Here is a 19,769-nt window from a genome sequence, read left to right on the forward strand (position 1 = left end):
ACTCCGCGTTGGCGGCGCCGTCTCTGCCGGTACCAGGCGGTCGTGCTGCCAGTACCAGGCGTCGTCACGTGGGCGAGCTCATCGACTCCGTCCGCCCCGGTGGCGTCTGTAGGCTGCGCTTCACCAACCCGAGCCCGTCGGGCTGACGGCGCTTGTCGCGGCTATGATCCTCACTGGGAGGGTCGTATGAGGTCGATGTGGCCGAATTAGCTGGTGTATCCGCGACGGCACTGCGCACGCCTGGGTTTTTTCGGGTCAGCCAGCTCGTGCCCGTTGACCAGGACGTGCTGACCATCTCGGTGGGCACGAAGGCCGGGCAGGCCCTTGATTTGATGCGGCAGCACAACTTTGATCAGCTTCCGGTCACGACCGCTGATCAAAGGGTCATCGGGGCGTTCACCTACCGTTCGCTCGCGTACGGGCTGCACCACCTGCGTTCCCAGGGCAATTCTCTTGCCACTCCAGTTGATGAACTCGTCGAGGAACTGCGGTTTGTGCGGGCGTCGCAGGACGTGAGCGAGATCGTGGACTTCCTCTATGCGGACCACGCAGTATTAGTCGGCGATGAGGACCGTCTGCTTGCTGTAGTGACGATTGCGGACGTAAGCCGATTCTTGTGGGAGCGAACACGCCCTTTCGTGCTGCTTCAAGACATCGAGCTGGCGATCCGGGGCCTAATGCGGTCCACGTGTACGCCGAACGAACTCGCGGACTGCGTCGCAGCCGGGCTTCCGTCCGATGCTCCAGCGATGGGCGGACGCCTGGAGGACCTCAGCTTGGGCGAATTGTTCTCGGTCCTATTGCACGGACCGAACTTTGGCCGATGCTTCCGGCTGGCCTTTGGTACCAACAGGGATCTGGTGCGCACGACGCTCATGCCCGTGAGGGAGATCCGAAACAAGGTCTTCCATTTCCGAGATGAAATATCCTCCGAAGAACTGCGTCAGCTCCGCGACGTTGCGCGGTGGTTAAGACGCAAAATTATGATTCGAGGAGGTAGTCAATGACTAACTTGCGCTATTACCAGCAGAGCCTGTTGAGTACTCTGCGGACGCCCGATAGTGACCGGTATGGAGTGGTGTCGGGGCCTCCGGGGTCGGGGGTTCGCCACGTCGTGGAACTCTACGTTCGCGAGGTCGCTGCGGAGTCGCTCGTTTTGGTGCTGTCCCCGACGCGAATTCTGGTGCAACAGTGGGTCGACCGGCTGCGAGCTGATGACGCGGTGCCCGTCACGAATCTGACTTCGGCTCAGGTCGCGCTCCACCTCCTCGAGGAACCCGCCGCACCACGAACCGGGGTTTTGGTGGCGACATATGCCAGAACCCAGCACGGACCCAGCAGTCGGGCGTTGTCGGAACTGGACTTCGGACTGATCGTGCATGATCAGCCACCCAGGAAGCGCAACGTCGACGTCGATCGCCTGAACTCGCGCGCCGTACGCGCAATCGCGGTCGTCGACCCTTCATATGAACTCCAGTGGGGACCAGAGTGGCCGCTGCTATGGACCATTAGCGGCGAGCAGCTTGCCGCCGACGGGTACCTCAAGCCCACAACCAGTGTGCCGTTCACGGCAACAGCCGACGAGCGTGATCTGCGCCGGGACGCGATCGCTCTACTGGCGGAGTTTGCCAGCCGCAGCAGTAAACCCTTCGTGTTGTCCAGCGACAGTCTTCCCGCGCTGCACGAACGGCTACTCGCCGTGGCCTCGGCCTTAGCTGGACAGGACCTCGCTGAACGGGCGTGGGAACTTCTCGACCGGATGGAAAATTCGTTATCCACGGACACTCGGTTAGAAGTTCTTGGTGAAAGCGTGTCGGCGGCCCTGGCGGAAGGTGCCCGATGCGTCGTCCTTGCGGAAACCCCCAGGGACGCCACCTATATTGCCGATCATCTCGTAACGCAAGGTACGCCTCCGCGAGCTGTGATCACCGCATCTGTCAGCGCCGCCGACCGGCGCTCTGCTTTGGGTGGACTTGGGGTTGGCGAGTGCCTGGTCGCTACCCGTGTCATCGGCGAGTCAGCCGAGGATTGGCCCTCGGACCTGACCGTAATCTTGTGGCCGTCGCCCTCAAACCGTTCGATGTTGGTGGAGTTGCTGCTTGTCGCGGAACTCGCACCCGGACTCACTGTCGTCGAATTGACCGAGACGAACCCGCTCGGAACCATCGCTCCCTGACTGCTATGGCAAACTCACCAGACGATTCTGCGACAGCTTGGTCGAGTCGGCCGGCAGTGTGGTGACGGTGTCGGGTTCCGGTCGGGAACCCTCGGCCAGGTGGCGAAACAGGCCACACACAAGGCATCATTGCGGGATCGCCTTCTCTACGACGCGCCGTCAGGACACTTCGGCATGCGACACCGAATTGCGGAGCCTGTGCAACCGCTCAGATGGTCTATGGAGTTCGCTCCCGAAGCGATCCGAGCTTCGATCCGAGAGCGCGCTTGACTGCCACATCGATGTGGTAACGCTGCATCACCGCAGCGGTCAGGGCTTCCTCGCGCCAGCACGTCGCGATGTCGTCCGTAGTCCACTCACGGCTACCGATCAGCGACTTGATTCCCAGGATTGTTTCGGTCAAGGCCTGCTCGAACCACTCGCGACACACCTCGACGATCTCCGGGCGTGCGCCAGGAACATGTTCGTACATCTCACACCAGCGATCAATCATGTCGGTGAAGCCGCGAAAGTCTCCGTTGATCTGTAGTAGATTTTGGTCCGACAGGTACTTCGCCGCGCGGTCCTCCAGGAATCCTACGTCGCGCGTGCCATCGGCAACGGTCACCCACTGGACAGTGGGATCGTCGCTGCCGCCGATCTCGTCTGCTGGATCGCCAGCATCCGAGAGGAACAACGAGTAGATGTTCCCGGCTCGCCCGCCAGATCCGCCTGGCCGGCCACCCCCGCCGCGCTTCGTTTCGCCGCGTGTACCGCGATCGCCACCGGTGGTCAGGTCATCGAAAACGGCGTTCTTCTCGCCCGAACCCGCAGATTTGTACCTGGAGAATTTGAAGAGATCACGGATCTCGCGCAGACGATCCTTGATCGCTTTTCGGTGGTCAGTCACGTTTGCGCCGGCCGTGATGTTCTCCATGTGCTCTCGGATGTCAGAGGGAAGCTTGCTGCGGAACTCTGCTGACCACTCGGCCCACGGTAGTGGCTCGCTGTTGAGAAGAAGTTGCGTTCTTGCCGTGTTGGAGGTTATCCAGCGGCTATCGGAGGTGTGAGGCTCAATGTAGAGTACTACCTGCCGGTAGCCGAAGATAATGCCAAAGTTCTGCAGGCGAGCAACTGCAGCCCGCCCCTGAGTCATCTCATACAGCTCGTCCCTGTACAGGGCTGCGACGTGGCCGCTGGACGCGACGAACCCCGAGTTCTGGGTCAGCGCAGGTTCTTCTTTGAGAATCCACCATCGCACGGTGGCTCCATCGAGATCGACTGTTCCGTGCTTGTCGGCATGTTGCGTCAAGTACTGTTCCTGGCCAGTGATTCGGCGAAGGAGATTGCGATCGTGGTCGGTTCGGGGGTTCTCCCACCCCTCGCGTGCGCGAACGGTGATTCCCGCAGGAAATCTGAAATAGCGAGTGTTGAGGTAGCGGCCGATCCAACGGGACGGCGACTGGGAGCCCGCGGGAGCGGCCATGGTGTTCGCCTCGGCGCTGTTGCCCAGGAGGGTCACCTTGGTGCCGTGCGCTTCGACTTCAGTTGGTCTTGCCGAATCTTCGATGCTTGCCCAGTGTTGAAACGAGCGCCCGGTCGGAAGTTGTCGGAGCCCATAGTTCTGCGTTGCGGGATCGCGCCAGAGGTGTATCATGGCGCCGCGCGCTCCACTTTTCCATGATAGATAGATGAGGCCCTCGTGGTTGCGAGTTGCGGCAGCAATCTTTGCTCCAACACCAAAATTGCCGTCGTGTGACTGCTCATGCACTGAAGACGAGAGGGCGTTGATGTAACGTACCATATCTTCGCCGCTCATACCGACCCCGGTGTCGACGACACAGAGTTTGTAGACACCTGTCAGGTCGTAGTGAGTCCAGTCGACATCCCAAATTATGTCGCCTGCGCGGCTCGGTGTCGCCAAGATCGCTTCGATAGAGTTCTGTGTCAGCTCGCGTAAGAACTGGAGTGGAGCACAGTCTTGGCCAAGTCGATCGACCATGAATCCGGTGTTGGCCACGCTCATGTTGAGCGTGCGCTCTCGTTCTTCCGGGTGTGACGGTTTGGGCATTCGCACTCCGATCTTGGAGATAGGAAGGCATGCAGGCGACCTATCTAGTTGATGTTCGTCGAGGAATTGCGGACGAGACAGGAGAGCTCAGCTGCGGTCGGTCCGCTCATTGCCACCGTGTGTGCCGGATCACAATATCGCGAATCGTGTCCGTGGGCTACACCTACCCTTGAAGTCGACTGTTCATCGAACTCTGAATCGCGGCTTGTGCACCTTCCGGCTGGAGGCTTTGAGGTTCTCAGTTGACTTCGACCGGCTTCCTGACGGCCTGAGCTCAGGGGCGCTTCTTCTGCTGCGCGTCGTACTCGGCGCGGGCCTGCTCGACCTTCTCCAGGTTCGGCGACCACTCCGCGAGGGTCGCGAACAGCGGCGCCAGGCTGCGGCCGAGGTCGCTGATCTCGTACTCCACCCGCGGCGGCACCTCGGCGTGGTACGTGCGCACCACGAGCCCGTCGCGCTCCAGTTGGCGCAGCCGCTGCGTCAGGACCTTCGGCGTGATCGTCGTGATGCGACGGGACAGCTCCACGAAACGTTGCCTGCCGTACTCGTTCAGCGTCCACAGGATCGGCGTGGTCCACCGGCTGAACACGAGGTCGACCACGGGCGCGATCGGGCAGGCCAGCTCGGGACTGACTGTGGTTTCGGTCACCGGATCCACTACTTTCCTCTAGGTACCTACTAGCCCCACGACAGTAGCGTCGCTCCCACACGAAGAGAACGGGAGCGGAAATGTTTGTGGTGACCGGAGCTACCGGCAACGTCGGGCGGCCGCTGGTGCAGGCGCTCGCCAGGACCGGCGAGCCCGTGACGGCGGTGTCGCGCAAGGAAGCGGACCTGCCCGGTGCGCGGCACGTGCGGGCGGACCTCGTCGAGCCGGAGACGCTCAAGCCCGCGCTCGACGGGGCGCGGACACTGTTCCTGCTCACCGCGCCGGACTTCCTGGCGGCCGGCGGGGACCTCACCGGCGTCCTGCGCACAGCGAAGGCGAGCGGCGTGCGACGGGTCGTGTTGTTGTCGTCGCAGGGGGTGGCGACCGGGCGGCACGCGCCGGGACTGGAGGACGCGGTCGTCACCTCCGGCCTGGAGTGGACCCTCCTGCGGCCGGGCGGCTTCCACTCCAACGCGTTCGGCTGGGCCGAAATGGTGCGCACCCGGCGGACGGTCGAGGCGCCGTTCGGGGACGTCGCGCTGCCCACCGTGGACCCGCTGGACATCGCCGAGGTGGCCGCCGCGGCGATGCGTGAGGACGGGCACGCCGGCCGGGCGTACACGCTCACCGGGCCGGAGCCGGTCACGCCGCGGCAGCAGGCGTCGGCGATCGCCGACGCGCTGGGGGAGCCGGTGCGCTTCGCGGAGCTCAGCCGGGCGGAGGCGCGGACGCGGATGCTGCAGGTCATGCCCGAGCCGGTCGTGGAGTCCACACTGGACATCCTCGGCACGCCGACGCCGGCGGAGCAGCGGGTCAGCGAGGACGTCGAGCGCGTCCTACGGCGCCCGGCGCGCAGCTTCGCCGAGTGGGCAGGCGCGAACGCGGCGGTGTTCAAGTGATCCTGCACCACCGCGAGACCGGCGACGGGCAGCCGATCGTCTTCCTGCACGGCAACCCCGCGTCGTCCCACCTGTGGCGGCACATCATGCCCGCGGCGGGCCCGGGCCGGAAGCTGGCGCCCGACCTGATCGGCATGGGCGAGTCGGCGAAGCCGGACATCGGCTACACCTTCGACGACCACGCCCGCTACCTCGACGCCTGGTTCGAGCACGTCGGGCTGGACGACGTGGTGCTGGTCGGCCACGACTGGGGCGGCGCGCTTGCCTTCGACTGGGCCGCCCGCCACCCGGGCCGGGTGCGGGGCATCGCGGTCACCGAGACGATCGTCAAACCCATGTCCTGGGAGGAGTTCCCGGACGCCGGCGCCGAGATCTTCCGTGCGCTCAAGACCCCGGGCGTCGGCGAGAAGATGATGCTGGACGACAACATCTTCCTGGAGTCGATGGCTCTCGGCGAGGAGGACCGCGCGGCCTACCTGCGGCCCTATCCGACGCGCGAGAGCCGGGTGCCGCTGTTGCGGTGGGCGCGGTCGATGCCGCTGGGCGGGGAACCCGCCGACGTTGTCGCCCGCGTCGAGCACTACGACAAGTGGCTCGCGGCCAGCGCGGACGTGCCGAAGCTGCTCATGACGTTCCGCCCCGGCTTCGACACGATGATGGACGACCGGATGATCGCGTGGTGCGCGGAGAACTTCGCGGCGCTCGAGATCGTCCACCACGATCTCCCCGCCGGGCACCACACCCCGGAGGACCAGCCGGCGGCGATGGCCGCGACGTTGTCGGCCTGGCTGGACCGGCACGGGCTGCGGTGAAGTCCCGGCCCCGTCGCACGGGGCCGGGACTCCGCGACTCAGAACGGCAGCCGCAGCGCCAGGGCGTCCCGCACGGGGTCGTTCGCCCGGACAGCGTCCAATTCGGACGGTGACAGCGCCTTGCGGTAGAGCCGGACGTCGTCCAGCGCGCCGTCCAGTCCCATGCCCCCGTCGAGGCGGCGGCCCAGCCAGAACTGGAACGACACCCGCTCGGTCACCGAACCGGCCGCTGCCGGGCCCGCCGCCACCTGCACGCCGTCGACGAACAGCAGCAACTGGCCGCCGGTGCGCTGCAGCGCCACGTGGTGCCACTGCTGGTCGTTGAAGGCGCCCGCCGACGTGACCTGTTTCGTGCCCGCCGTGGTGGTCATCGACGCGATCAGGCGGTTCGCCGCCGGTTCACCGCGCAGCCAGATCTGCGGCGCGGTCGAGCCCATGCCGCCCATCCAGAAGAACACCTGGTTGGCCGTCGACGCGCCGTACCGGACCCAGCCGGTCCACGTGAAGTCGCCGTCGCCGACCACCTGCGCGCTGTCGTAGGGCACGCGCACGAAATCGTCCACGCCGTCCAGTTCCAGCGCGTCACCGTAGCGGCCGGGCACCGGAACCGGGCCGCCGATCAGGTAGGCGTCCGACCGTTCACCGGACACGTCCCGCGTCGTCGGGCCGGCCGAATTGCGCCAGCCCAGCACGTCCTCGGTGAAGCGGGCGAACCGGATCTCGTCGCGCGCGTCGACCGGGCCGCCCTCGTACATCAGGCCGATCTCGGTCGTGCGGGCGGACCGGTCGCTGATCTGCACCATGTCCGAGTAGCCGGACCACTCGTCGGTCACCCGCGTGCCCTGCTCGGCGTTCTCCCAGCTGCGGCCGCCGTCGTAGGACGAGCGGATCATCATCCACCGCCGCCGGTCGGTGTCCGACGGCGACGCGAACAGGATCCGGTCCGGCCCCGGCCGGTCCAGGCGCAGCAGCGAGCCCTGCACCATCGGCGTGACCAGGTCGGGGATCGTCCGGAACGGCTGGCTGAAGGTCTCGCCACCGTCGCGGCTGATCGCGTAGTCGCGGTTGCCGATGTCGGTGCCGCCCTGCTCGCGGCCGCCGGCGTAGATCGACCCGTCGGCGAGCTCGACGACGGTGATCTCCTGCGGCTTCTGCGTGAACGGGCCCTTCGCCTGGAACGGGTAGCTGTCCACCGCGCCGATGTGCCAGGTCGCGCCGTGGTCGTCGCTGTAGACGAGTGCGGCGTGGTTGGCCACCGGGTCGGTGCCCTGCGCGGTCTCCGCGTTCACCCCGAACACCAGGCGGCCGCGGTGCTCGCCCTTGGTGAGCTGGATCCCGTGCACCGGGCCCGAGGCGTACCACGCGTCCCACTCGGGCCTGCTGGCCTGCGCGCTGATGTCGACCGGCGCGGACCAGGTGAGCCCGTCGTCGTCGCTGTACTGCACGTGCGGCGGGCGGGCGCACGGTACGTCGCAGCCCTTGCCGTCGGTGCGGCCGGCGTTGTAGGTGGTGATCAGGACGATCCGGCCGGTCGTCCGGTCCACGATCGGGACCGGGTTGCCGTGCGTGTCGCCGTCTCCGGAGTTGATGACCTCCAGCGGTGACCAGGTCCGGCCGCCGTCGGTGGAGCGCTTGAGGACGAGGTCGATGTCACCGGCGTCACCGCAGTCGTTGACCCGGCCCTCGGCGAACGCGAGCAGGGTGCCCGCGGTGCTCTTGACGATCGCGGGGATGCGGAAGCAGAAGTAACCCTGCTCCTGCTTGGGGTTGAACAGCGACTGCTGGTCGAAGCCCGGTCTGGCGGTGTCGGCGGAGGCGGTGACCCCGCCGCCGAGCAGACTGGCGAACAGCACCGCCGCGAGCGGGACCGCGCGCCACGCTGCGAACGATCTCATGTGCCTTCCCTTCGGTTTAGTGGAGCCGGAGGACTGCGACGCCGCGCGGTGGCAACGTGTGCCGGGCCGACGGCGCGGAACCGGTGAGCAGGTCGGGGGCCGGTTCTCCCAGGTCCACCGCGACCGCATCCGTGTTGTGGTTGAGCAGGAACAGGAACTGCCGGTCCGCGGCTTCCCGGCGGACCGCCTGGACACCGGCGGGCAGGCCGGGCAGGACCGGCCGCACACCCGCTTCCGCGGCCACCCGGTCGACCAGCTCGCGCATCCCGGCCGGGTCCAGCCGCGTGCCGAGGTACCAGGTGACACCCGCGCCGTAGGCGTGGCGGGTCACCGCGGGAGAGCCGGCCAGGTCGCCGCCGTCGAAGGACGCGACAGCCTCCGCGCCCCTCAGCTCGATGGCTTCCGACCACAGAGTGCCGGTCCACTCCGGACTCAACGGCACCGACGTGCCCGGCGCCAGCGGCCAGAACTCCTCCACCGACACCCCGAGCGCTTCCCGCAGCGGGGCCACCGGGTAGCCACCGAGGTGGGCGCGGTCGCACGAGTCGACGATGCCGGAGAAGAACGACACCACCAGGTGCCCGCCGCCCTCGACGTACCGCCGCAGCCCCTCGGCGGTGTCCGCATCGAGGAGGTACAGGTTCGGCACCACGACCAGCCGGTACGCCGCCGGCCGGTCGGGGCGCACCACGTCGCAGGAGATGCCGGCGTCGAAGAACGGCGCGTAGTGCGCCAGGTGCGCGTCGAGCTGCGTGACGTCGGCCGACGGGTGCGCGTCCAGCTCCAGCGCCCACCAGCTGTTCCAGTCGTGCAGGAACGCCACGTCCGACCGCACCCGCGTGCCCGCCACGTCGGCCAGCGCCGCGAGGTCCTGCCCGAGCGCCCGCGCCTCCGCGAACACCCGGGTGTCCGCGCCGGCGTGCGGCACCATCGCCGAGTGGAACTTCTCCGCGCCACCGCGGCTCTGCCGCCACTGGAAGAACATCGCCGCGTCCGCGCCCCGCGCCACCGCCTGCAGCACACCCTGCCGCATCACGCCGGGGGCCTTGGCGCCGTTGTGCCTGCGCCAGTTCACCGCGCTCGGCGCGTGCTCCAGCAGCATCCACGGCTGCCCGTTCTTCAGCGACCGCACCACGTCGTATCCGAACGCCGCCTCGACGTGCCCGCGCGGGTCGTAGGGCTCCGGGTAGGAGTCCAGCGACACCACGTCCTCGTGCGGCTCCCACGCGTGCCAGTCCAGCGCCTTCTGCACCAGCCCGACGAAGTTGGTGGTGAGCGGGACGTCCGGCGTGACCCGGCGCAGCACCTCCGCCTCCACCCGGTAGCACCCCAGCGACGCGTCGGAGGAGAACCGCTGGTAGTCCAGCTGCTGGGCGGGGTTGCGGAAGGACGGCGCCACCCGCGGCGGCTGGATCTCGGCCCAGTCCGAGTAGCCCTGCGACCAGAACGTCGTCGACCACGCCGCGTTGAGCGCGTCCAGCGTGCCGTACCGCTCGCGCAGCCAGGATCGGAAGTCCTCGGCGGAGGTGTCGCAGTAGCACGCCCGGATGTGGCAGCCGTACTCGTTGCCGACGTGCCAGATCTTCAGCGCCGGGTGGTCGCCGTACCGGTTCGCGAGCTGCTCCACCAGCCGCGCCGCGTGCTCGCGGAACACGGGGCTGGACGGGCAGAACTGCTGCCGCGAACCCGGCGAGAGCCGCGTCCCGTCCTCGCGCACGGGCAGCACCTCGGGGTGGCGGTGGGTCAGCCACGGCGGCGGCGAGGCGGTCATCGTCGCCAGCGCCACCTGGATACCGGCCGCCGCGAGCTTGTCCATCACGGTGTCGACCCAGCCGAAGTCGTACTCGCCCGGCCGCGGCTCGACCTTCGCCCAGGAGAAGACACCGAGCGTCACCAGCGTGACCCCGGCCTCGGTCATCAGCTTGACGTCCTCGTCCCAGACGTCCTCGGCCCAGTGTTCCGGGTTGTAGTCCGCGCCGTAGTGGATCACAGCAGGCCCGCCTCCGTGAGCGCACCCTTGATGCGCAACAGTTCCTCGTCGTTGAGCGGCAGTTGCGGCGGCGCCATCACCGAGTTGTCGATGAACCCGCGCATCTTCATCGCCGCCTTGAACGCGCCGAGCCCGGCCGAGCCGCGGCCCATCCGCTCCGGCGGCGCGGCATGCGTGATGTCGTACAGCCGCATGAGCCGGTTCTGTTCCCGCCGTGCCGTGGCAAGGTCGCCCGCCCGCACCCGGTCCCAGATCGTCACGTACCCGGCAGGGTCCACATTGGCCAGTCCGGGCACCGCGCCGTCCGCGCCCATCTGCAGCGCGAGGTCCACCACCAGTTCGGACCCGGTGAACACGGCGAACTCCGACAGCCCGCGCTCCCGGCGGCCCAGCAGCAGCGCGCCGAACCCGGCCTCGTCGCCGCTGGAGTCCTTCAGCCCGGCCAGCACGCCGTCCTCGGCCAGCCGCAGGACCATCTCCCGGTCCAGCTTCGAGTGCACCGCGACCGGGATGTCGTAGGCGAAGATCGGCAGCGCGGCCTGCGCGTGCAGCAGCCGGAAGTGCTGCTCGATCTCCGCGGTGTGCGTGCGGGTGTAGTAGGGCGCGGTGATGACGAGGGCGTCCGCGCCGGCCTCCTCGGCGACCCGGATGTGCTCGGCGACCCGCAGCGTCGTCATGTCGATGCACCCGGCGAGCACCGGGACCCGGCCGCCGACGTGCGCCACCGCCGTCTCGATCACCACCCGGCGCTGCCGGTCCGGCAGGAACGCCACCTCGCTGGACGAGCCCAGCACGAACACCCCGTGCACCCCGGCGTCCAGCTGGACGTCCAGGTGCCGGCGCAGCGAGTCCACGTCGATGGTGAAGTCGTCGCGGAACGGGGTGCACAGCGGGGGGATGATGCCGGTGAATCGAGTCATCGCACGCTCACTTCGAGTTCGGGGTGGATGCAGTGGTAGGTGTGCCCGTCGCCGGCGTCGGCGGACGGGGGCACCGCGGCCGCGCACTCGTCCGTCGCTTTCGGACAGCGGGTGCGGAAGGCGCACCCGCTCGGCGGGCTGACCGCGGACGGCACCGGCCCGGTCAGGACTATGGGTTCGATCGGGTTCAGCAGGCTCGGCGTGGCGGAGAACAACGCCCGCGTGTACGGGTGCCGCGCGTCGCCGGGGATCGCCGCGGCCGGGGCGTCTTCGACGATGCGGCCCAGGTACATCGTGACGATGCGGTCGCTCATCTTGCGCACGGTCTGGATGTCGTGCGACACGAAGATCATCGCCAGCCCCAGCCGGTCCCGCAGGTCGAGCAGCAGGTTGAGGATCTGCGCGCGCACCGACACGTCCAGCGCCGAGGTCGGCTCGTCGGCGACCAGCAGCGAGGGCTCCAGCGCCAGCGCACGCGCGATCGCCACGCGTTGCCGCTGGCCGCCGGACAGCTGGCCGGGCACCGCGTCCGCGACGCTGGGCGGCAGGCCGACCAGCTCCATCAGCTCGCGCACCCGCTCGGCCCGTTGCGCCGGGGTGCCGACGCGGTGCACGTCGAGCGGGTCCCGCACGATGCGGGCGATCGACATCCGCCGGTTCAGCGCGGTCGACGGGTCCTGGAAGATCATGCCGATGTCGCGGCCGAACCCACGCTGGTCCGACACCGGTTCGCCGCGGTAGCGCACGACGCCCCTGGTCGGCTTCTGCAGCCCGACGACCACCTTCGCCAGCGTCGTCTTGCCGCACCCGGACTCGCCGACCACGCCGATCGTCTCGCCGGGCCGCACGGTCAGTGTCGCGTCCGTCAGCGCGTGCACGGAGTCGTGCCCGAACAGGCCGGACGAGCGGATCTTGTGCACCACGTGCACCCGGTCCAGTTCCAGCAGGGTCATGCCGGCGCTCCCTTCACCAGGACCTCCGGTTCCGCCATCGGTTCGGCGGGGTGGTGGCACGCGACGAGGTGGTCCATCCCGGATCCCGCCACCACCGGCAGGTCGGTGCGGCAGTGCGCCCGCGCCGCCGGGCAGCGGTCGGCGAACCGGCAGCCGGGCGCGAAGTCCGCCGGGGCCGGGACGACGCCCTTGATCTGGGTGAGCCGGGCGTCGTTCTCCTCCAGCGACAGCACCGCGCTGAGCAGGCCGCGCGTGTAGTGGTGCCGCGGTGCGCCGACGACCTGCGCGGTGGTGCCGGCCTCGGCGACCTGCCCGCCGTACATCACGACCACGCGATCGGCCACATCGGACACCAGCGCCAGGTCGTGCGACACCAGCACCAGCGCGAAGCCCAGTTCCTCCTGCAGGCGCAGCAGCAGCGAGATCACCTGTGCCTGCACGGTGACGTCCAGCGCGGTGGTCGGCTCGTCGGCCACGATCAGCCTGGGGCTGCGGGACAACGCCATCGCGATCAGCACCCGCTGCCGCTGCCCGCCGGACAGCTCGTGCGGGTAGGCCCGCAGCGTGCGGTCCGGGTCGAGGTTGACCAGCTCCACCAGCTCGCGCGGGGTGCGGGTGCCGCCGCGGCGGGTGAACTGCTTGAGCTGCGCCTGGATCGTCATCGCCGGGTTCAGCGAGCTGAGCGCGTCCTGGTAGATCATCGCGATGTCGTGGCCGAGGTGCCGCCGCCGCGCGGACGGTTTCATCGTGAGCAGGTCCTCGCCCGCGAACCGGATCCGGCCGGACAGCCGCGCGGTCCGCGGCTGCAGCCCGACGATCGACAGCGCGGTCAGCGACTTGCCGCAGCCCGATTCGCCGATCAGGCCGAGCACCTCGCCCGAGCGCACGGTGAACGAGACGTCGTCGACGACGTTGACCCCGTTGTGCCGCTCCGGGAACGCGATCGTCAGCCCCTCGACGGAGAGCAGGGTGTCCCGCCCGGTCAGCGCACGGGCGCGGCGGGACAGCCGTTCGCCCACCTCGCGCAGGCCGCGGATCGGCAGCACCGGCGCGACGTTCTCGGCCGCCTCCTCGGCGACGACCGCCTTGGCGACCTCCGCCGCCTTCGCGGTGCGGGACGACGGCGCCGCCCACGCGTCGGAAATCCCTTCGGACAGCACGTTCAGCGCCAGCACCGTGAACAGGATCATCAGACCCGGGAACAACGTGGCCCACCAGCCGCCGTTGAGCACCATGTCCTTGCCGTCGGCGAGCACCGAGCCCCACGACGGGTCGGGCGGCTGGATGCCGGCGCCGATGAACGACAGCGACGCCTCGAACACGATCGCGTCGGCCACCATCACCGTGCAGAACACCAGGATCGGCGCGGCGCAGTTCACCGCCACGTGCTTGACCAGGATGAAGAACCGGCGCGCGCCGATGATGTGCTCGGCCGCGACGTAGTCCTCGCTGTACTGCGCCAGCACGTTCGCCCGCACCACGCGCGCGACCGGCGGCACGTTGACGAACGCGATCGCCAGGATCAGGACCCCGATGCCGCGGCCGAACACCGCGACGAGCACGGCCGCGAGCGCGATGCCGGGGAAGGCCATCAGCACGTCGAGCACGCGCATGACCACCGAGTCCACCCCGCGCCGGGAGGTCGCCGCGAGCGCCCCGATCAGCGCACCGCAGACCAGCGCCAGCGCGGCGGCGCCGAGCCCGATCGCGAGCGACCAGCGGGCGCCGTGCACCACGCGGGAGAGGATGTCGCGGCCGGACTGGTCGGTGCCGAACCAGTGCGCGGCGTTCGGCCCGGTGACCTCGGTGCCCAGCGCGTAGGGGTCCTTGACCAGCAGCGGGCCGATCAGCGCCACCAGCGCGAGCACGGCCAGCACCCCGATCGCGATCCACGACGCCGTGTTGAACCGGCGGAACCGGATACCGGGCCGGGACAGGCGCTTGGTGAGCCCGGGCCGGTACAGCTGCCGCATCACGACCGGCTCCGCAGACGCGGGTTCACGATCAGGTACAGCACGTCGACGATCAGGTTGACCAGGACGAACCCGACCGCGATGGTGATCACGAAGCCCTGGACCTTCGCGGTGTCGCCGTCCTTGACGGCCTGGATCATGTTCTGTCCCATCCCGGGCAGCGCGAACATCGTCTCGATCACGACGGCGCCGCCCAGCAGGTAGCCGACCCGCAGGCCGAGCACGGTGAGGGGGTTGATCAGCGCGTTGCGCAGCACGTTGCGGCCGACGACCACCACCGGCGGCAGCCCGCCGCCGCGCGCGGTGCGGACGTAGTCCTTGTCCAGCTCCTCGACCATCGAGGTGCGGATGATGCGCGTCAGCTGCGCGGCGACCGGCAGCGCGAGCGAGATCGCGGGCAGCGCCAGCGAGTTGAGCCAGCCGCCGAACGAGTCGGCCGGGCTGACGTAGCCGCTGGTGGGGAAGAGCCCTTCGCCCACCGCGAGCCACTGGACGAGCAGCACCGCGATCCAGAACGCGGGCGCGGCGACACCGGCCAGCGTGACGATCCGGATCAGCTGGTCCGGCCAGCGGTCGCGGAACAGCGCCGAGGTCACGCCGAGCACGAGCCCGGCGACGATCGCGATCAGCAGGCCCAGCAGGGTGAGCTGCACGGTCAGCGGCAGCGCGGTGGCGATGACCTGCCCGACCGGCTCCTTCGTGATCACGCTGGTGCCGAAGTCGCCCTGCAGCAGGTGCCACACGAAGTGCACGTACTGCAGCGGGAGCGGGTCGAGCAGGCCGTTCTCCTGGCGGAACTGCTGGAGCTGTTCCGGTGTGGGGTTGGCGTCGCCGAGCGCGGCCACGGCCGTGTCCACGGGGGAGAACCGCATGACGATGAAGACGAACAGGACCACCCCGAGCACCAGCGGGATCAGGGCGAGGATGCGGGCGAGCAGCATCCGCACGACGACGGCCACGGCAGCGCTCCTCAGACCGGCTTGGCCTGGTTGAGGTAGATGCCCGGGTAGCCCTGCGCCCGCACGCCGGTGATCTTCTGCGCGTTCCACGCGGTGCCGAGCTGGGTGAAGACCACGGGGTAGATGACGGCGTGCTCGGAGATCAGGTCCAGCAGCTGTTTGGTGAGCTGCGCGCGGCGCGCCTCGTCGGTCTCCGCGGCGGCCTGGTTCTGCAGGTCCAGCAGGGCCTGCGACTCCGGGCCGGTCCACCGGGCGTAGGTGGTCATCAGCACCGACGTCTTGTCGTAGTAGTAGCGGGTCAGCAGGTCCGGGTCGTTGCCGAACTGCAGCGGGTTGTTGGTGGTGGCGACGACCTCGAAGTCCTTGCCGCTGTCCAGTTTCGAGAACAGCGCCTTGGTGTCCTGCGAGTCCAGCGTGGTGGTCACGCCGATCGCGTCCCAGCCCTCCTTGATGACCTTCACGCAGTCCGAGACGAGCGAGGTGTTGGTGGTGGACAGGGTGATCGCCAGGTTGGTGACGCCGGCCTGCTGGAGCAGTTGCCTCGCCTTGTCCGGGTTGTAGGCGAAGTCGTTGGCGGCGGGCTGGGACGCGGGCAGCTTCGGGTTGATGAACGAGGTCGCCGCCGTGCCCGCGCCCTGCAGGCCGATCTGGATCATCTTCTGCTTGTCGATGGCGTAGTGCAGGGCCTGCCGCACGAGCTTGTTGTCGAACGGCGCGTGCGCGGTGTTGAACATCAGGAACAGGTTGTTGCCGCCGTCGGCGAACTCGACGCTGCGGCCGGACTTGCGCAGCTGCTCGGCGTTGGCCGCCGGGATGTTCTCCACGATCTGCGCCTCCGGGTTGGCCCCGGAGATGGCCGCGACGCGCGGCGCGGCGTCCACGATCGACTTCCACAGCATGGACTGGTAGGCCGCCGGGCGCGGGCCGTTGTACTCGGCGAACTTCTCGAACCGGGTGTAGGACAGCGGGGCCTGCTCGACGACCTTGTAGGGGCCGGAGCCGACGACCTTGCCGCCCGCGGCGTCCTTCCACTTGCCCTCGAAGACGTGCTTGGGGCAGATCTTGGCGGTCTGGATGCGCTTGAGCGCGTACGGGAAGGGGTGCTTGAGCACGAACTCGACGGAGCTCTCGCCGGTCTTGCGGACTTCGGCGAGCCAGTCCGCGAAGAAGCTGTGGACCAGCACCTTTTCGTTGGGGTCGAGCACGCGGGCGTAGGTGAAGACGACGTCGTCCGCGGTGACCGGCGTGCCGTCGTGCCACTTGGCGCCGTCGCGCAGCTCGAACTTCAGGCTGGTGCCGGTGAGGTCGGCCGGGAGCGCCTTGGCCAGGCCGGGGAACGGGTCGCGGGTGATCGGGTCGCCCTCGACCAGCGATTCGTAGCAGTGCAGGTTGGCGGCCATCGAGAAGGCGGAGGCGGTCTGCAGTGGGTCCCAGGTCTGGTTGTTGCCGTAGCCGATGACCGCGGTGAGCGTGCCGGTGGAGCTGCCCGTGGTGTTGGTGGACGCTGGTCCGCCACAGGCCCCCAGGGTGACCGAGAAGGCCGCGGCCGTGCCGGCGAGTCCGGTGTACCGCAGGAAATCGCGGCGGCTGAGGCCGGACAGGCTGTGCGACATGACGTCTCCTGACTTGTGCGTCGTTGATCAGGCCGGAGCAGGGAAGTAGGACGTAGGACGTCCTGCGACCGGGTGACTGTAAACAGCGGCGCGTCCCGTGGTCAAGGGGTCTGACGTAGGATGTCCGGAAATCCGGCGGTCAGCAGGCGGGGAGTTGGATGTGGCACGCCCTCAGCTCGGCGACGAGATCAGCAAACGGATCATCGACCTGATCATCGAGCGGGACCTCCCGCCCGGCTCGCCGATGCCGACGGAGCTCGACCTGATGGCCGACATCGGGGTGAGCCGCAATTCGATCCGCGAGGCGATCCGGGCGCTGCGGGCGCTGGGGATCGTCGAGGTGCGGCACGGGTACGGCACGTTCGTCGGCTCGGCCGGTTCGGAGGCGTTGCGGACGTGGCTGCTGTTCCGCACCCGGACGCCCGGGGCGGGGACGACCGGCCGGTTGCGGGACTTGCTCGAGGTCCGGGAGATGCTGGAGACCGAGCTGACGCGCCGCGTGGCGCGGCGGCACCGACCGGAGCTGATCTCCGCGCTGGAGTCGTGCGTGGCGCGGATGCGCAAGGGCCCGGACAGCGCGGCCGCCGATCGTGAGTTCCACGACCTGATCTGCGCCGAGGCCGGGTTCGACCTGGCCCGCGAGCTGACGCGCCTGTTCTGGGACGTGTACCGGGCGGCGGAGGCCGAGCTGGGCGGCCCAGCAGGTTCGGCGAGCTCCACGGCGAAACGTCACCAGGCGATTGTCGATGCGCTGGTGGCCGGGGATGCCGATGCCGCCGAGGAGGCCGTGCACCGGCACTTCGACGAGGTGCGGAAGCGCGCGAAGGCCGGCAAGTACGGGGGATTCGGGGTGGCGGCGCCGGTTGATTAGGGGCGCTTTTTCGTCGCCGGCCTGCGGACAGGAAGCCGGCAACGAAAAGCAACAACCAGGCCGTCCAGCCCTCCCCCCGCTCCCGATCCACAGCCCAGTTCTGCGGCCGACCAGGGGTTGTCAAGGTACTCTTTCCCGCCTTGACAACCCCTGCTCGGCCGTAGAAACAATGAAAAATCGGGGCGGTGGCTCAATGGGGGCGTAGCGAAGCGAAGCCGACGCAGTAGAAACGCGCGTAGCGCCTACAAAACCCGCCCCAGCCAGGAGGCCTGTTCGGCGACCTGAGCCCCCTGCCCTCCTTCGTGCTCATTCCACTCCCACACCCGGATCTCCGAATCCCCACCCCACCGGTTGAACGCCGCGAACACCGTCGACGGAGGACAAACCGGATCCCGCAACGCCACGCTGAATAACGCAGGCGCCGAAGCCCGCGAAGCCAGCACGGCCCCGTCGAAATACCGCAGCGTGGCAAACGCCTCCCCAGCCCGGTGCCGGTGCGCGGCCAGCCACGTCACCAGCTCCAAATATGGCCCCTCGGAAGCGATCTCCGCCCCACGCCGGAAGTGGCACAGGAACGGCACGTCCGGCATCGCGGCCGCGACCCCGGGCGCGAGTGCCGCCGCGGCGATCGTGATTCCGCCGCCCTGGCTGCCGCCCGCCACCACGATCCGGTCCGCGTCCACCGACGGGTGCGCCCGCGCTGCCGCCACCGCCCGCACCGCGTCGACGTACACCCGCCGGTAGAAGTACTGCGCCGGGTCCAGGATCCCCAGTGTCATGAACCCCGGCACGTGCGGCCCGGCCGACCACGAATCGCCCGTCGCGCCGGGCACCGACTTCCCGCCCTGGCCGCGCGTGTCCACCACCAGGTGCGCGTACCCGAACGCCGACCACGTCAGGTAATCGTGCGGCAGGCCGCGGCCCAGGTTGTACCCCAGGTACTGCACCACGCACGGCAGCTTGGCCGGCCGGTCCCGCGGCAGCAGCAGCCACGCCGAGATCCGCTGCCCGGCCGCGCCGGTGAACGACGCGTCGAACACCTCCACAGTCCGCAGCAACGCCTCCTGTGGACGGAACACCGGGTCCAGCGGTGACCGGTCCGCCTCGGCCAGCGCGGTGGCCCAGAAGGCGTCCAGGTCGGCGGGTTCGTCCAGCGGCGGCCGGTACTCGGACAGCTCGGACAGCGGCAGGTCGTACAGCGTCGTCACGATCGTGACCCTAGCGCCGGAAACCGCCGCCGACGAGGGGTCCGGCGGATTCTGTCCACACCGGACAAGCGGCGTTCAGTCCCGGCCCTCGCGTAGCGTCGGCAGCCCCGCCGCCAGTGCGCGCAGCATCCGCTTCGCCGTCGGGGCGAACTCGATGCACAACGCGGCGATCACCGGGTCCTCCGCGTACAGCTTCGCCATCACCGGCGGCGGATTGGCCGCCGGGTACAGCAGCGCGGCGAAGCCGGCCGCGGCGGCGACCAGTTCGGCCGCCTCCTCCCCGGTCAGGTCCGGCCGCGCCCGCGCGACGGCGGAGGACACCTTCGCCAGCGCCTCGGCCGTCCGGAGCTTGAAGGCGCGCGCCGCCTCGACGGTGACGTTGTGCTCCAGCGTGGTCGAGCTGTGCGAGAGCAGGTCGCAGAACAGCGGGCGCTCCTCGAGCGTCTCCACGAGCGCGTCGAACACGCCGTCCGGCGAGGACGCCGCGGCGATGCGCTCCAGCACCGCCGTCTCCCAGTCGTGGAACTCCTGCGCGGCCAGTTCGAGGTAGATCTCCTCCCGGGTGGCGAAGTACCGCGCCAGGTTGGACTTCGCGAGCCCGACCGCGGCCGCGACGCCGCCCAGGCTGACGTTGCGCACGCCCGAGGTGAGCGCGAGCTCCCGCGCGGCCGCGAGGATCGCCTCACGCCGCTGCTGCTTGTGCTCCGGGCGCCGCGCGCGGAGGAACTCTTTCGACATCGCCGGATCATTCTACGACCCTCGATTAGAGGACGCTGTTCTCTTGTTAAGAGTACGCCGTCC

Annotated in this window: 16 protein-coding genes; 5 read left to right on the forward strand and 11 right to left on the reverse strand. The window is 68.8% G+C overall.

All coding sequences use genetic code 11. From position 1 onward, the window contains the following. Positions 1–197 precede the first annotated feature (197 nt). On the forward strand, positions 198–1,007 hold the full coding sequence (locus ACCP09_RS16020) for a CBS domain-containing protein (protein WP_433747431.1): 810 nt from the start codon (positions 198–200) through the stop codon (positions 1,005–1,007). 107 nt (positions 1,008–1,114) lie between these two features. After that, positions 1,115–2,176 (forward strand): hypothetical protein, encoded by a 1,062-nt coding sequence (locus ACCP09_RS16025; RefSeq protein ID WP_433747434.1) that lies wholly within the window; start codon positions 1,115–1,117, stop codon positions 2,174–2,176. Positions 2,177–2,393: 217 nt separating this feature from the next. Here the strand turns inward: ACCP09_RS16025 and ACCP09_RS16030 are convergent, their stop codons facing one another. After that, entirely contained in the window at positions 2,394–4,226 is a 1,833-nt protein-coding gene (locus ACCP09_RS16030; RefSeq protein WP_433747437.1) for an ATP-binding protein, read from the reverse strand. Positions 4,227–4,500: 274 nt separating this feature from the next. After that, a complete protein-coding gene (locus ACCP09_RS16035) occupies positions 4,501–4,875 on the reverse strand; it encodes a winged helix-turn-helix transcriptional regulator (RefSeq protein WP_028851091.1) in 375 nt (124 codons plus the stop codon). Between the two features lie 80 nt (positions 4,876–4,955). On the opposite strand from ACCP09_RS16035, the gene ACCP09_RS16040 reads away from it, so the two are divergent. Then, positions 4,956–5,774 carry an NAD(P)H-binding protein gene (locus tag ACCP09_RS16040; RefSeq protein ID WP_433747441.1) on the forward strand — a complete coding sequence of 273 codons (819 nt, stop codon included), beginning with the start codon at positions 4,956–4,958 and terminating at the stop codon, positions 5,772–5,774. Then, positions 5,771–6,586, forward strand: coding sequence for a haloalkane dehalogenase (locus tag ACCP09_RS16045; RefSeq protein WP_433747444.1), 816 nt, complete (start codon positions 5,771–5,773; stop codon positions 6,584–6,586). Before ACCP09_RS16040 ends, ACCP09_RS16045 begins: the two co-directional genes overlap by 4 nt. Positions 6,587–6,624: 38 nt before the next feature. Here the strand turns inward: ACCP09_RS16045 and ACCP09_RS16050 are convergent, their stop codons facing one another. Genes ACCP09_RS16050 through ACCP09_RS16080 form a run of 7 tightly spaced genes read right to left on the reverse strand, consistent with a single transcriptional unit; the run spans position 6,625 to position 16,889 of the window. Further along, a complete protein-coding gene (locus ACCP09_RS16050; protein ID WP_027934581.1) occupies positions 6,625–8,481 on the reverse strand; it encodes a sialidase family protein in 1,857 nt (618 codons plus the stop codon). 16 nt (positions 8,482–8,497) lie between these two features. Beyond that, the gene (locus tag ACCP09_RS16055) at positions 8,498–10,471 is read right to left on the reverse strand and encodes a beta-galactosidase (protein ID WP_433747449.1); all 1,974 of its coding nucleotides are present in this window, start codon (positions 10,469–10,471) and stop codon (positions 8,498–8,500) included. Then, positions 10,468–11,391, reverse strand: a complete 924-nt coding sequence (locus tag ACCP09_RS16060; protein WP_027934583.1) for a dihydrodipicolinate synthase family protein — start codon at positions 11,389–11,391, stop codon at positions 10,468–10,470. Before ACCP09_RS16060 ends, ACCP09_RS16055 begins: the two co-directional genes overlap by 4 nt. Beyond that, the gene (locus ACCP09_RS16065) at positions 11,388–12,344 is read right to left on the reverse strand and encodes an oligopeptide/dipeptide ABC transporter ATP-binding protein (RefSeq protein WP_433747452.1); all 957 of its coding nucleotides are present in this window, start codon (positions 12,342–12,344) and stop codon (positions 11,388–11,390) included. Before ACCP09_RS16065 ends, ACCP09_RS16060 begins: the two co-directional genes overlap by 4 nt. After that, positions 12,341–14,317 (reverse strand): dipeptide/oligopeptide/nickel ABC transporter permease/ATP-binding protein, encoded by a 1,977-nt coding sequence (locus ACCP09_RS16070; RefSeq protein ID WP_027934585.1) that lies wholly within the window; start codon positions 14,315–14,317, stop codon positions 12,341–12,343. The genes ACCP09_RS16065 and ACCP09_RS16070 overlap by 4 nt, the downstream gene beginning before the upstream one ends. Continuing rightward, entirely contained in the window at positions 14,317–15,276 is a 960-nt protein-coding gene (locus tag ACCP09_RS16075) for an ABC transporter permease (protein WP_123685210.1), read from the reverse strand. The genes ACCP09_RS16070 and ACCP09_RS16075 overlap by 1 nt, the downstream gene beginning before the upstream one ends. A gap of 11 nt (positions 15,277–15,287) precedes the next feature. Next, positions 15,288–16,889 carry an ABC transporter substrate-binding protein gene (locus ACCP09_RS16080; protein ID WP_433747455.1) on the reverse strand — a complete coding sequence of 534 codons (1,602 nt, stop codon included), beginning with the start codon at positions 16,887–16,889 and terminating at the stop codon, positions 15,288–15,290. Between the two features lie 160 nt (positions 16,890–17,049). On the opposite strand from ACCP09_RS16080, the gene ACCP09_RS16085 reads away from it, so the two are divergent. Further along, positions 17,050–17,760, forward strand: a complete 711-nt coding sequence (locus ACCP09_RS16085) for a FadR/GntR family transcriptional regulator (protein WP_123685212.1) — start codon at positions 17,050–17,052, stop codon at positions 17,758–17,760. A 242-nt stretch (positions 17,761–18,002) separates the two neighbouring features. On the opposite strand, the gene ACCP09_RS16090 is transcribed toward ACCP09_RS16085, so the two are convergent. Both ACCP09_RS16090 and ACCP09_RS16095 read right to left on the reverse strand, forming a co-directional pair. After that, positions 18,003–18,968, reverse strand: a complete 966-nt coding sequence (locus ACCP09_RS16090; protein WP_433747459.1) for an acetylxylan esterase — start codon at positions 18,966–18,968, stop codon at positions 18,003–18,005. 75 nt (positions 18,969–19,043) lie between these two features. Continuing rightward, the gene (locus ACCP09_RS16095; protein ID WP_123685213.1) at positions 19,044–19,706 is read right to left on the reverse strand and encodes a TetR/AcrR family transcriptional regulator; all 663 of its coding nucleotides are present in this window, start codon (positions 19,704–19,706) and stop codon (positions 19,044–19,046) included. Positions 19,707–19,769: the final 63 nt, after the last annotated feature.

The sequence above is a fragment of the Amycolatopsis sp. 3B14 genome (genome assembly GCF_050958625.1).
Taxonomy (GTDB): domain Bacteria; phylum Actinomycetota; class Actinomycetes; order Mycobacteriales; family Pseudonocardiaceae; genus Amycolatopsis_E; species Amycolatopsis_E thermoflava.

Excerpts from the sequence above, each read along its gene's own strand:
- ACCP09_RS16030 (WP_433747437.1), bottom strand. The coding sequence starts at position 4,226 with ATGCCCAAACCGTCACACCCGGAAGAACGAGAGCGCACGCTCAACATG.
- ACCP09_RS16040 (WP_433747441.1), top strand. The coding sequence starts at position 4,956 with ATGTTTGTGGTGACCGGAGCTACCGGCAACGTCGGGCGGCCGCTGGTG.
- ACCP09_RS16050 (WP_027934581.1), bottom strand. The coding sequence starts at position 8,481 with ATGAGATCGTTCGCAGCGTGGCGCGCGGTCCCGCTCGCGGCGGTGCTG.
- ACCP09_RS16060 (WP_027934583.1), bottom strand. The coding sequence starts at position 11,391 with ATGACTCGATTCACCGGCATCATCCCCCCGCTGTGCACCCCGTTCCGC.
- ACCP09_RS16065 (WP_433747452.1), bottom strand. The coding sequence starts at position 12,344 with ATGACCCTGCTGGAACTGGACCGGGTGCACGTGGTGCACAAGATCCGC.
- ACCP09_RS16070 (WP_027934585.1), bottom strand. The coding sequence starts at position 14,317 with ATGCGGCAGCTGTACCGGCCCGGGCTCACCAAGCGCCTGTCCCGGCCC.
- ACCP09_RS16080 (WP_433747455.1), bottom strand. The coding sequence starts at position 16,889 with ATGTCGCACAGCCTGTCCGGCCTCAGCCGCCGCGATTTCCTGCGGTAC.
- ACCP09_RS16095 (WP_123685213.1), bottom strand. The coding sequence starts at position 19,706 with ATGTCGAAAGAGTTCCTCCGCGCGCGGCGCCCGGAGCACAAGCAGCAG.